This window comes from Sporosarcina sp. NPDC096371 (genome assembly GCF_044762865.1).
Lineage (GTDB): Bacteria > Bacillota > Bacilli > Bacillales_A > Planococcaceae > Sporosarcina.
In genome coordinates this window covers 1-12,652 of sequence record NZ_JBIWFE010000002.1, presented here as the reverse complement: position 1 = coordinate 12,652, position 12,652 = coordinate 1, and the positions used below count along the sequence as shown (strand labels likewise).

General features: G+C 42.9%; 14 protein-coding genes, 2 rRNA genes and 1 riboswitch. Of the genes, 9 read left to right on the top strand and 7 right to left on the bottom strand.

The genetic code is table 11. The annotated features are described in order from the left end of the window. Positions 1-111: 111 nt before the first annotated feature. Positions 112-552: a GNAT family N-acetyltransferase gene (locus ACIQ0H_RS06010; RefSeq protein WP_403412447.1), complete on the top strand. Its 441-nt coding sequence runs from the start codon at positions 112-114 to the stop codon at positions 550-552. A gap of 113 nt (positions 553-665) precedes the next feature. After that, positions 666-2,153 carry an MDR family MFS transporter gene (locus tag ACIQ0H_RS06005; protein ID WP_403412445.1) on the top strand — a complete coding sequence of 496 codons (1,488 nt, stop codon included), beginning with the start codon at positions 666-668 and terminating at the stop codon, positions 2,151-2,153. 57 nt (positions 2,154-2,210) lie between these two features. On the opposite strand, the gene ACIQ0H_RS06000 is transcribed toward ACIQ0H_RS06005, so the two are convergent. Beyond that, positions 2,211-3,122 carry a DNA-3-methyladenine glycosylase family protein gene (locus ACIQ0H_RS06000; RefSeq protein WP_403412443.1) on the bottom strand — a complete coding sequence of 304 codons (912 nt, stop codon included), beginning with the start codon at positions 3,120-3,122 and terminating at the stop codon, positions 2,211-2,213. Between the two features lie 209 nt (positions 3,123-3,331). Here ACIQ0H_RS06000 and ACIQ0H_RS05995 point away from each other — a divergent pair, with 209 nt between their 5' ends. The 7 genes from ACIQ0H_RS05995 to ACIQ0H_RS05965 all read left to right on the top strand — a co-directional run bounded on the left by ACIQ0H_RS05995 (position 3,332) and on the right by ACIQ0H_RS05965 (position 8,667). Continuing rightward, positions 3,332-3,913 (top strand): bifunctional transcriptional activator/DNA repair enzyme AdaA, encoded by a 582-nt coding sequence (locus ACIQ0H_RS05995; RefSeq protein WP_403412441.1) that lies wholly within the window; start codon positions 3,332-3,334, stop codon positions 3,911-3,913. Beyond that, positions 3,900-4,415, top strand: coding sequence for a methylated-DNA--[protein]-cysteine S-methyltransferase (locus tag ACIQ0H_RS05990; protein WP_403412440.1), 516 nt, complete (start codon positions 3,900-3,902; stop codon positions 4,413-4,415). Before ACIQ0H_RS05995 ends, ACIQ0H_RS05990 begins: the two co-directional genes overlap by 14 nt. A gap of 128 nt (positions 4,416-4,543) precedes the next feature. After that, positions 4,544-4,975: a hypothetical protein gene (locus ACIQ0H_RS05985; protein ID WP_403412438.1), complete on the top strand. Its 432-nt coding sequence runs from the start codon at positions 4,544-4,546 to the stop codon at positions 4,973-4,975. A gap of 95 nt (positions 4,976-5,070) precedes the next feature. After that, positions 5,071-5,177: riboswitch (TPP riboswitch) on the top strand. Positions 5,178-5,256: 79 nt separating this feature from the next. After that, the gene (locus tag ACIQ0H_RS05980; protein WP_403412436.1) at positions 5,257-5,862 is read left to right on the top strand and encodes a YkoF family thiamine/hydroxymethylpyrimidine-binding protein; all 606 of its coding nucleotides are present in this window, start codon (positions 5,257-5,259) and stop codon (positions 5,860-5,862) included. 1 nt (position 5,863) lies between these two features. Then, complete coding sequence (locus tag ACIQ0H_RS05975; protein WP_403412435.1) at positions 5,864-6,466, top strand: ECF transporter S component; 603 nt, start codon at positions 5,864-5,866, stop codon at positions 6,464-6,466. Further along, positions 6,456-7,919 carry an ABC transporter ATP-binding protein gene (locus ACIQ0H_RS05970; RefSeq protein ID WP_403412433.1) on the top strand — a complete coding sequence of 488 codons (1,464 nt, stop codon included), beginning with the start codon at positions 6,456-6,458 and terminating at the stop codon, positions 7,917-7,919. The genes ACIQ0H_RS05975 and ACIQ0H_RS05970 overlap by 11 nt, the downstream gene beginning before the upstream one ends. Beyond that, positions 7,906-8,667, top strand: coding sequence for an energy-coupling factor transporter transmembrane component T family protein (locus tag ACIQ0H_RS05965; protein ID WP_403412432.1), 762 nt, complete (start codon positions 7,906-7,908; stop codon positions 8,665-8,667). The genes ACIQ0H_RS05970 and ACIQ0H_RS05965 overlap by 14 nt, the downstream gene beginning before the upstream one ends. Before the next feature lie 68 nt (positions 8,668-8,735). Here ACIQ0H_RS05965 and ACIQ0H_RS05960 read toward each other — a convergent pair whose 3' ends face one another. From ACIQ0H_RS05960 to ACIQ0H_RS05935, 6 genes are all read right to left on the bottom strand, one after another. Beyond that, on the bottom strand, positions 8,736-9,131 hold the full coding sequence (locus ACIQ0H_RS05960; RefSeq protein ID WP_403412430.1) for a hypothetical protein: 396 nt from the start codon (positions 9,129-9,131) through the stop codon (positions 8,736-8,738). A gap of 75 nt (positions 9,132-9,206) precedes the next feature. Further along, on the bottom strand, positions 9,207-10,586 hold the full coding sequence (locus ACIQ0H_RS05955; protein WP_403412428.1) for a HAMP domain-containing sensor histidine kinase: 1,380 nt from the start codon (positions 10,584-10,586) through the stop codon (positions 9,207-9,209). Next, the gene (locus ACIQ0H_RS05950) at positions 10,583-11,254 is read right to left on the bottom strand and encodes a response regulator (RefSeq protein WP_403413416.1); all 672 of its coding nucleotides are present in this window, start codon (positions 11,252-11,254) and stop codon (positions 10,583-10,585) included. The genes ACIQ0H_RS05955 and ACIQ0H_RS05950 overlap by 4 nt, the downstream gene beginning before the upstream one ends. Further along, entirely contained in the window at positions 11,254-12,081 is an 828-nt protein-coding gene (locus tag ACIQ0H_RS05945; protein WP_403412426.1) for a YihY/virulence factor BrkB family protein, read from the bottom strand. Before ACIQ0H_RS05945 ends, ACIQ0H_RS05950 begins: the two co-directional genes overlap by 1 nt. 229 nt (positions 12,082-12,310) lie before the next feature. Continuing rightward, positions 12,311-12,426, bottom strand: a 5S ribosomal RNA gene (gene rrf, locus ACIQ0H_RS05940). 81 nt (positions 12,427-12,507) lie between these two features. Beyond that, positions 12,508-12,652, bottom strand: a 23S ribosomal RNA gene (locus ACIQ0H_RS05935); the annotation flags it as partial.

Below are 12,652 nucleotides of genomic sequence, written 5' to 3'. Positions count from 1 at the left end.
GAAAAAATAATTATATATAATCTCTAGCGAAGGTGCCTTACTGGGTAAACGAAGCAATAAGTTAATCATGATTTCCCCGACAAAATAAAGCTAGAAAAGGACAGAAGCACATTGGATTCTAAAAGAATAACACTGGAAGAAAACTTAAAAGTAGCCTTTCATATCAGAAAAGAAGTCTTCGTCAAAGAACAAAACGTTCCTTTAGAAGATGAGTTTGATGAATTCGACACACTTAATGAGCTTGCTGAACACATTTTAGTTTACTATAATGAACAACCTGTCGGAACTGGACGGGTAAGATGGGTTGATGGCTTCGGTAAATTGGAGAGAATTTGTATCTTGGAACCTTACCGGAAATTTGGGCTCGGAAAAGTAATACTAAGAGCCTTAGAAGAAATTGCAGAGGAAAAGGGACTATCCCGAGTAAAATTACACGGACAAACACAGGCAGAAGGTTTTTATAAAAAACTTGGCTATCAAACTTCATCCAGCATATTCATGGAAGATGGTATTCCTCATGTTTTAATGACGAAAGAATTAGCTCCTAAGTAATTCAAGAAAAATTAATCAAAATTAAACGGAGAGGGACCATCCTCTCTTTTTTGTTTCTTAACATTTTAGTGTATGATTAGAAAATACTATAGACAGAAGGAGTTTTTTTGTATATGAACGATACTCAGCAACCAAAGAAGTACGAGTATTTGTCGGAGAACCCGAACGCCAAGGTTCTGCCGATCATGCTCTCGCTTATCATTGGGGCTTTTTTCGCGATATTAAACGAAACGCTGTTAAATATTGCACTCGTTACGTTAATGGATGAGTTCTCCATTTCATTGACGACTGTACAGTGGATGGCGACCGGCTTCATGCTTGTGATGGCCATTGTCATTCCTATATCCGCCTTGTTACTCCAATGGTATACGACCCGACAATTATTTTTAAGTACGATGATTGTTTTCACCATTGGGACCATTATCAGTGCGAGTGCACCAACATTCGCGATGTTGTTAGTCGGTCGATTAGTTCAGGCAGTTGGAACAGGGCTTTTAATGCCTATTATCTTTAATGTGTTTTTACTCATTTATCCACCAGAAAAACGAGGAAAAATAATGGGCATAGTAGGTCTTGTCATTATGTTTGCGCCCGCGATTGGTCCAACGCTCTCTGGCGTGATTGTTGAATACTTAGGATGGCGTTATTTGTTTATCCTAGTCATTCCGTTTGCTATTTTCTCCATTTTATTCGCAGCTAAATACTTGATTAATGTATCAGAAGTAACGAAGCCGAAGATTGACGTACTCTCCATTATTTTCTCTACAATCGGTTTCGGGTCCATTGTGTATGGATTTAGTTCTGTAGGATCAAGCCCAGATGGATTTTTGGATCGAACTGTTTTGATTGCGATTATTGCTGGGGTTATTGGTATTGTGTTATTCGTCTTTAGACAATTAAAGCTTGAAGAACCTGTTATGGATTTACGGGTGTTTAAATACCCCATGTTTACACATGCCGTTTTGATGTTTTTAATTATTATTATGGCGATGTTCGCTTCAGAGATTATTTTACCGATTTATATGCAAGGTCCTTTAGCTTTAAGTGCAGCTACAGCGGGTCTTGTCCTCTTACCAGGGAGTATTTTAAACGGGATTATGTCACCATTTATGGGACATCTCTTTGACAAGTTTGGTCCTAGAGTCCTGATGATTCCAGCATCCATTGTGTTAAGTGGAACCATGTTTATGATGAGCAGACTGACAACGGATACTGCTTTATGGGTTGTCATCCTTGGTTATATTTTATTAATGTTAGCTGTTTCCGCAATTATGATGCCCGCCGAGACGAATGGCTTGAATCAGTTGCCTAAGCGACTCTATCCACATGGAACTGCCGTTATGTCGACACTACAACCTGTTGCAGGTGCAATCGGTGTGTCTGTGTTTATCAGTATTATGAACTCTAGGCAACTGAAGTTTTTACAACAGTCCGATACGCCGAATGATCCAGCTACAATCAGTGAAGCCATGGTAGCCGGTGTTGAACTTGTCTATTTCATCGCTTTTGCCATGTCTATCGTAGCCGTTATTTTTGCGTTTATGGTTTACCGTGCGAAGCCGAGTGAAATTGAAGCAGATGATCTAACAAAAGAAGAATAATTGTCCATACAATCGTAGCGTCTTTCCCCCATAGTAGAGGGAAAGACGTTTTTTCGTTCAATACAAAAATCGCCACAAATAGAAAGTCGCATAGGATTCCCAGCCCTTCCATGGAGCAGCTAGTTTCAATATTTCTTCTTTCGTCGGCTTCTCTTCTACACCTGTTACATGTTTAATCGCATTATGTAGCCCGACATCAGCTATTGGGAACGCATTCGGAAATCGTAAGCAACGCATTAAGACATAGTTAGCAGTCCACGGACCAATACCACGGATGCTGACAAGCATTTTTTCTGCTTCTTTAAAATCGCCAGTTCCTCTTACAAGTGATTTTGAAAGACTTCCTTCGACAATCAGCCCGGCAACCCCGATTAGGTATTCACACTTTTTCACCGTCATTTTTAGAGGCGCCAAATCCTCTACAGTCAAATTGGCAATGACTTTCGCTTCAGGGAAAATCCAATAAAGACGGCCTTCCCATTCAATTGAGCTTCCGAACGTTTCAACCAGACGTCTTTTTAAGGTATACGCATACGTCAAATTGATCTGCTGTCCAAGAATCCCCCAAACCAATGCTTCAAATAAATCTGGAATCCCAATATTGCGTAGCCCATAAAATTCATCAATTGCTTTTTGAAGCAACAAATCCTTTTCCGCCATTGCATAAAAAGGCTTTAAATCATTTTCTAAGTCAAACCACTCTCGTACATAGTGAACAACTTGATCACGTACTTTTTCGTTCGTTGGATGAAAATTGCCTAAAAAACGAAGGACAAGACAACCGTTCACACCTTCGCTCACTTCAAGCAATAGCATTTCATCCGCAAGAGTAATCGCCTTAATTATTTTGTCATCCCGGATTTCAAACATACACTCATTTGAAGATCGTTGCATATAGCCTAGATTTTCTTTAAAACTGAATTCTTTTGGGACCTTTACTACTAAATCTTTATTTTGATGAACAACCATTCCCTCAACGCTCCTTCTTGTTGTTTCCCACTTATATTTTTTTCTATCTACTCCCCAGCAAAGGTACGTACTGGGGTAGTCGAGAATTGATAGTAGGATTCTTTTATTCACCCTATCCATAGTTTTATCATACTACCCCAATCAAAAATTTCGTTATCTTGCTCTTACATCCCAATAAATACTTATTAGCAAAAAAATGAGGTGATTCCATGAGTAACACTGAAGACGTCTTGCAATTGACTGATGAACGATGGCAAGCAATTACGCAAAATGACCAGTCATATGATGCTATTTTTATTTACGCAGTAACATCAACGGGTATCTGTTGCCGCCCCTCTTGTAAATCGAGGGATCCTAAAAAAGAGAACGTCCGTATTTTCAACGATGTGGATGAGGCCATATCCGAAGGTTTTCGTCCTTGTAAACGTTGTAAGCCTGGCGGGCTAGATTTGCCAGATGAGGAATGGACAGAACAAATCAAAGAATTTATACATGCACATTATCACGAGCCATTGTCGTTGGAAATATTAGCAGACATGTGTCATGGAAGTCCCTATCATTTACAAAGAACCTTTAAGAGAGTTTCCGGGATAACACCCGCCGAATATATCCAAAGAGTACGCATTACACATGCGATGAAAGAACTCTCTACAAATCGTAAATCTATTGCGGAAGTTGGTTTCACTGTTGGTCTTCCTAATACGCCTTATTTCATCACTTTATTCAAAAATCGAACGGGGCAAACACCTAAACAGTATCAAATGGAGGTACAAACAAATGATAAAAAATAGTGAGGATTTCGTGTATTGGATGCTACTTACACACGAATCATGGACCATATATATTGCAGCAACACCAAAAGGACTTTGTTATGTTGGTACACAACGCGCTACCTTCGAAGAGCTTGCCATATGGGTGAAAAAACGGCTCCCTACTTATGTACTGTCGGAAGATGAGAATAGATTAAAACCTTATGCAATAGAATTAATTGATTACTTGGAAGGCAGACGTAAAGAGTTCACATTACCAATGGATCTCCATGGGACAGTATTTCAACAAGCCGTCTGGAAAACGTTGCAAAATATCCCCTACGGCCAGACAGTTTCCTATACGGAGATTGCCGAACAAATTCAAAAACCAAACGCGGTCCGTGCCGTCGGGACTGCGATTGGCGCCAATCCAGTCTTAATCACGGTTCCTTGTCATCGTGTCATCGCAAAAAGTGGGAAGTTGACGGGTTATAGGGGTGGTTTAGAAATGAAAGAGCAGCTACTAAAGCTGGAAAGGGAATGATTATGAGTGTAGGTGGAAACATTATTGTCAATTTCCTATTTGATAACGTAAATAATAGTTAAGAAACGGTTGATTATTTAATTCGTTATATCGGTGAAGTTCAGACATGTTCTTACTATGACGGGCAGTTGGATGAAACGATACTCATTGATAAAAATATGCATGATTTTCATGACAAACAGTATCCACTAATCAAACTGAAATCAGACTTAGGAGAACCATCCATACTAGTCAGTTGGGCGTTCGGAAAAGGCTATTTTGGACTACAGGTTGATATCCCGTTAATGATATTGGGCCAGGATACGGACAGGCATCACAACGAGGAAATGACCGATTATATAGTATCCTTAGCCAACAGACTATTCGAGTCAACTCCTTTCTTTTTCGGATTTGCCAATCATGAACATGAACTAGATACAAGTATCGATCAAAACAAAGTGATTGAAACGATCCAATCATTAAATCCCTCCCTTGCATTTGTACCGAAGAACGGGACTTTGCAAGTTGAGTACGGGAAGTATACGATCGACGGATTGACCCCCTATAAAAAATCTATTTAAAGTTAATAGTTTACAAAATTCAATCCTTCCTTTACACTGAATGCGCTGGAGACAATTCGGCAGAATATGTACTTTACATTCAAAATCACATACGTTGTCTGCACTAGGGGTGCCTATTTTCGGCTGAGATGAGAGCTTTTGCTTCGATCCCTTATAACTCGAACCAGGTAATACTGGCGTGGGGAAGTGCGGTTACTTTTGCCGTAGGTTCCCTATGCGCAAGAGGGCTGCATCTTCACGGATGTGGCTTTTTTTGTGGAGAAAAATAGGGGGAAACGGTTATGGAAACAGCATTTTCTTGTGGAACGAGCCCGATTATTGGATTACGCTTCTCGCTTCATCCAATGGCGGACAATTTTGTAGCCATCATTAAAGGGGCATTATCAGAGGCAGATACATCCAATGTATGGATGCATACCGATGACGTCAGTACGGTGATGCGCGGCAAAGAGATTCATATTTTCGATACGGCCAAAGCCATTGTGCTACATGCTGCAAAAACGGGGGCACATGTCGCCTTTAACGGGACTTTTTCAGTTGGGTGCCCTGGCGATTCTGCGGGGGATGTTTATTTAGAAAAAGAGGATATTCGGTTAAATGAACCACTGGTGAAAGATTTACGGCAATATGTATCCTCACAGTTTGCTTTGTATCCCATGAACAATCCAGATTATATGTCGGTCATTTACAAGGAAGTAGAGCGCGCTAAGGAACAGGGTGTTTTTAATACGAGTATGCATTATGCTAGCGGCTTACACGGGGATATTCATGAAGTTTTTGCATTCTTGGAAGAGGCATTTTCCAAAGCACGTACTACAGAACATCGGCATCTCGTCATGACGGTCAATATGAGCATCAATAGTCCTTCGCATAAAGGGGATGCCTGATATGTTGAAGTCTTGGAAGCTGAAAGAAGTTGTGCTGATGTCGGTGTTGGCTGTTGTGTTTGCTGTCGTCTATTTACTATTCGTTCATGTCGGCAATATTTGGGCGGGTTTTATCGGCCCTATTGCTTATGAATGGATCTTCGGCATTTGGTTTATCGTGTCAATTATCTGTATGTACATCATTCGCAAACCAGGTGCGGCCGTCTTATCTGAAACCGTAGCTGCCGCCATTGAAGTAATGATTGGCAATGCGGTTGGCCCCCGACTTATTTTGAGTGGTCTTATCCAAGGATTAGGAGCAGAAGCTGCATTCGCTGCGACAGGTTATAAACGGTTCAATACATGGGTGCTTATTCTTGCAGGTGTCGGTTCAGCAGTGTTCAGCTTTGCATTTGGCTTTTTGGTTTCAGGTTATGCGGCGCTCTCTCCTACTTATTTAGCTTTAATGTTTGGACTACGTGTCATAAGTGGAGCGCTTATTGCGGGGCTTGGTGGAAAGTGGGTATCTGATGGTCTTCTTGCGATGGGAGCACTGCGTGGCTATGCCATTTCTAGGGATAAACCGAAGCGCGAGCAGAAAGTAACGGTTCAACATGGGCGTTGAATGGGCCAAACAAGCACCGGCAGTTGAATCCCCGGTTGTCATGGCATTCGCCAACGTCACCTTTCGCTTTCCCGAGAATGAGGAGCCTGTGTTACACAATGTTTCATTGACCATCCGGCAAGGGGAACGTGTCGTCATTACAGGTGCGAGCGGTAGCGGCAAAAGTACATTGCTTTATTTGATGAACCGCCTGTATCCCGCAAGCTGTGACGGCATCCTAACAGGGACCATCACGTTATGGGATAAAGACCATGACGACTATGCTCCTGGTGAGGTCAATGCCCGTGTTGCCACTGTGTTCCAAGATCCCGATTCGCAGTTTTGTATGCCGACTGTAGAAGAGGAAATGGCTTTTACCCTGGAAAACTTGAATGTGCCACGCGCAGAGATGGAGCAGCGAATAACGGAAGCGTTAGAAGTCACGCAGTTAACATACTTGAGACATACAGTCATTCAAACATTGTCTGGTGGGATGAAACAACGAGTCGCAACCGCTTGTGCCATCCTTATGAAACCAGAAGCCCTACTATTGGATGAGCCTTTGTCACATCTGGATCCATTAACGGCAAAAGAATTTGTGGGCTGGTTAGATGCCTTACAAAGCACGTATGGTTGGACGGTCATTGTAGTTGAACATCGTCTTGATGTTTGGCAGGACTTTTTTGACTGGGGATTGCAGGTCGTGACTGGCGGGTTTGTTGAACAAGCAGATTGCGCTGTGGCGGCTCCGATTTTATTCCCAAAAAGAAGGTCGTCGATGGCTTCTGCTACGGTCTTTGACATGCAAGGCGTGTCTGTCGTAGTAAAAGGTAAAACGTTGTTAGAAGATGTGTCCGTCCAGCTGAAAAGTGGGGAAATTGCCGTACTTGCCGGTCATAATGGCAGTGGAAAATCGACGCTGTTGAAAACTATTTGTGGTATTTTACCGATGACGAAAGGACATATCATAGGCGAAGCTATCCTTCCGGGCTATGTCCCCCAATCACCTGAGCACTTGTTTGTCACACAGCGGGTAGAGGACGAGATTGTTTTTTCCAAAGGTGTAGCACCTGAACTAGTTGAGGATATTATGCGGCGTTTGCAGTTAGAGACTATTCGACAGTCTCACCCCTTTGCGATTAGCCATGGGCAAAAGCGTAGAACAGCCATTGCGGCGATGCTTGCAGAAAGACGACCCGTTCTCCTATTAGATGAGCCGACGAGCGGACAGGACGAAGCTGCCTTGCAGGAACTCCATCACCTTGTGCATAAGCAGGCTCAAGAAGGACTTGCGCTGTTAATCGTGACGCATGATATGGAATTCGCAGCAGCCGTTGCGGATACGGTGTTTTTATTGAAAGAAGGTCGATTGACAGGACGCTACAATGCAGCGGATGTTTGGAGAAACGAAACGTTGTTGCAGGAACACTCCTTATTGCCACCTGTGGGAGGTGTTGTGTATGCAACTACGTAACCAACTTCATACGATGAATCCTGCCTTAAAATTTCTCATTGTTGTCATTTCCATGCTGACACTTGCTTGGTTCTTCAATCCTTGGACACCTTTCTTATTTTTTATAGGTATCCTCACTGTGCAAGTAGTACTGAGCTCTGTGAAGTGGAAACTATGGCTATTGCTGATGATTCCTTTTTCAATCACAGCTATCGGTTATTTGTGGACGACGGTTTTATTTGCCGCCGATACGGGAGGTACAATCATTTGGACATGGAACAGCATTGAAGTGACCGATGAACAGCTGTCGCGTGCGCTATCACTGGCGCTTCGAGTCATCGCATTCTCTGCGATTTCCCTCCTTTTCGTTTTGACAACGCAGCCAGTAACATTCATCATGAGCTTAATGCAACAGTTTCGACTATCGCCCAAACTTGCTTATAGTATTTTGGTCGGCTATCAGTTTCTACCTGTTATCAAGGAGGAATTTATCCAAATCCGCCATGCGCATAGGCTTCGTGGGGTTGGCATGGAAAAGTGGTGGTGGCAACGACTTTTGGGGATGAGGCGTATGCTGATTCCACTTCTTGCAGCCGCCGTACGAAAGGCGGAACGTTCCGCTTTTGCGATGGAAGCTCGCGGATTTACGGGTCAACCACGCACCGCATTTTTCAAACCTGTACCTGTGCGCCTACATGATTGGGTGCTGGTGGCTTTATTTATGACCATCCTCACTGCAAGCTGTCTGCTAGGTGTTTTATGGACGTAATAAAAGCGCAAGCATGCTGGAGTCTGGACATAAAAAATACCCTCCCATTTTATAGTGGGAGGGCATCATTATGAACCTTTTTTCTCTGTCATAAACGTAATAAGGGTGAACAACGCAAAACTGACAAGTAAAATCGTCCCACCAACGATGTAGAAGATGAGTGCCAATGTTTCATTGACATTAAAGGGCTTCATAAATTGTAGCCACATACCTGTCGTCAAACCGATTGCCCCGATAATTCCCGTCCAACCGTGAAGCGTAACCAACTTTTTCGCACGAACTTTGTAAATTTTGTAAAAGACGCCCCAAGCAAATAGCGACAACCAGCCTACCAATAAAATATGTGCGTGAATCGGGCGGAATGCGTATGATCCTGCCCCCGCCATATGTGATCCCAATACCGTTCCGATCAAACCAAAGATTGCTGCAACACGAATTAATCGTAAGCTCCACTTTTCTTGCATATTATATTCCTCCTGTATAGTTCATATTATACCCTTATCTTAAACAGCCAAGATGAACGGAAGATGAACAGGACGTTACAACTTCGGCAATTGCACTGTAAACGTCGTACCTTCCCCTTTATGACTCACAACATCAATGGTTCCGCCATGCAGTTTCACAACTTGCTGAACGATCGATAATCCAAGTCCCGTTCCCCCTGTTTGCTGCGTTCTCGAATCATCCGCCCGATAAAAACGGTCGAATATACGCACCAGGTCTTTTTCATCGATACCAATGCCAGTATCACGAACCATCACGGTAACATCGTTCTCCTGCGCTGTTAATAGGATATCAATGGAACCGCCCATTTCCGTATACTTCAACGCATTCAATACAAGGTTCTCCCACACTTTTTCAAGGAATGCTGGATCTCCAGTATAGCGTACTTCATCGATGTCCATCGCCAATGACATTTCCTTCTCTTCCAATAGCCACCTATACTTGCGAACCGTCTCTTTCAGCTGTTCATCCAGATCGAATGGTTTCCTTTCAAGCGGCGATGATAGCTGATCCAACGAAGTCAATAGCAATAACTGCTTTGTCAACGAAGACAAACGTTCTGTTTCAGATTGAATAACACTCGCATAGCTTTTCCGTGACTCCTGCGGCAATTCATCATCTAATAAGAGCTGTGCATATCCCTTTATATTAAGCAACGGCGACTGAAAATCATGAGACACATCGCTAATGAATTCTTTTCGAATCCGATCATTTTCACCTAGCTTCTCCGTCATATGCTGAAAACTTTTTGCCAGCTGCCCGATTTCATCCTTGCGATTAATGGCAAGTGTTCCGGTAAACTGTTCTTCCCCAACCTTTTTCGTCGCGACGGTCAATGCTGTAATCGGGTCAATCAGTTTTTTCGCTACCATTAACATGGACAACAAACTAATGACCGCCATCACGAGTACCATGCCCCCAAGGATATAATGGACTTCCGTGAACAGCATCTTAATATCTGGCCTCAGGAAAAGTGCGTAGGTTTCCCCCTTATAGTCAAACGGTACCCCTACCGTATTGGCCGACTCATCCGAGAAAAATCCCGTCACAAACGTTTCACTTGGAAGATCCCTCATCCCGTGATAAACGTCCCCATTCAACACCTGATTGACGGCTCTCTCCGATAAGTTTTCAACACGGAACTTGTCCCCGTACAAGGTCTTTTCCTGTTGTTCATTCACAACATATAACTTATAGCCCACTGCAGACTGCGTCGTTAAATACTCTTCAAGATCCACCCCCTCATTTGCTTGAATAAAAGACGCAACACTTTTCGCCATGGTCATGTTTTTCTCATCGTTCTGCCCCTTCAAATACTGATGATAATATGTATTGACCGCGAGAAATGCGATAAGTCCACTGACTACCATAATCGCAGCCGTCATCGCAATGAACTTGCCATAGAGCGATCTCACAAGGACACCTCTAGCTTATACCCAACTCCTCGCACCGTTGAAATCCTTACATCTTCAGTCAGCTTCCCTAACTTATCACGTAGTCTTTTAATGTGGACATTCAACGTCTGCTCATCACCCTCATAATCATAACCCCACACTCGCTCAAGCAGAAGTTCACGTGCAAACACATGATTCAGTCTCGATGCCAACACCGACAGCAATTCAAATTCCTTTAAAGGGAGAAGTAATACCTTCTTGCCAACGGACACTTCATAACTCTGCCGATTGATTTTCATTGGACCTGCCTCGATGAATACATCAACCGCCTTATCATATCTACGCAAAATGGCATTGATTCGAAACAATAACTCCTTTGGTTCAAACGGTTTCACAACATAATCATCAGACCCCGCAAGGAATCCCTTCTCCTTATCCTCCAATTCCCCTTTAGCCGTCAGCAACAAAACCGGAATATTTGCCTCAGCCCTCAACTTCCTCGTCAACTTATAACCATCAAACCTCGGCATCATCACATCTACCACGGCCAAATCCGGCAATTCTGTCTCTAACAGCTCCAGTGCCTCAAAACCGTCCGATGCCTTAAGTACCCTATACCCCGCCTGCGTCAACTGGATACTCACCAACTCTAAAATATTCGGATCATCATCCACAACAAGTATCTTCATCACTTTCTAATGCTCCTCCCTCTACTAGCCCACTTCCGGCATTCCGCATTCAATAAACCCGAAAACAAAATAATAACTGCAGACAAATAAAACCAAAGAACAAGTAAAATAATCCCTGATAACTGCCCATAGAACCTTGTATAATCAACATTCGACACATAATTCCCAAATACAAGCGAAAACAATTGCCAGCCAAGTGCAGAGAAAATTGCACCAGGAAGGGCTTCCTTCAACCTCATTTTCCCCGTTGGTATGACTTTATAAAATAAAAGGAAAAATAGAAACAAAAACAATGTTCCCAAACCCCATTTAACATTCGGCCAAACATACAGCCATCCTTGCCACTGTTCAATCGTATCATAATAAGTCACAACTCTATACAATGCCTTCTCAATGATTGGCAGGAACAATGACAGAGGTATGACGAGCATAAAGAATAGTGTAACCCTAAAGTCACGTAATAGTACTCTCCAAAATGCATAACGTCGCTCATATCCATTTGCCAGATCTAGTGAACGGGCCAGTGACTGGACCGCCATCGAAGAAAGCCAAAATGCCCCGGCAAGGCTCGCATATAGCACGTTTCCCTGGCTCTTATTCAGTACCATCCAGATATTCCTCTCTATTAACACGAATGCCTCGTCTGGCGTGAAAGGTCTGAGAAACGACAGAAGCATTTCTTCATTCACCGGAAACAAACTAAGCAAGGAAAAGACAAAAATAAGAAATGGAAACATAGACAACAGAAGGTAGTATGCCGTCTGTGCAGCATGATCAAAAAAGCGTTCTTTGAAAAAACGGGTTACAACATTTCGAAGAATCCTCATCCATTCACCTCTTTACTTCAATATACCCTATTCGGAACAAGTCAACGGGATAACCATAAGAGAAAAGATAAGAAAATTTCAGAGCTATTTTTATGATAAAAACAGAATCCTAAAGTCGAGTAAAAAGGAAGTTCTTTGAAGCCGCTTAGGGGATGTCTCCCTTTGCAAGATAATTGCACCCCTAAAATTAAACACAAAAAAAGCCATTACCTATTGGTAATGACCGTGTGCCCGGCGACGTCCTACTCTTGCAGGGGGAAACCCCCAACTACCATCGGCGCTGAAGAGCTTAACTTCCGTGTTCGGGATGGGAACGGGTGTGACCTCTTCGCCTTCGTCGCCAGACTATTTTGAGTTTGTTCACTCAAAACTGAATAAAATAGACATTGTGTTTCACAAATCAGGGCCAACCTGCCCTTTTTAAATTAGGTTAAGTCCTCGTTCGATTAGTATCCGTCAGCTCCACACGTCGCCGTGCTTCCACCCCAGACCTATCAACCTCATCTTCTTTGAGGGAACTTACTTACTTGCGTAATGGGAAATCTCATCTCGAGGGGGGCTTCATGCTTAG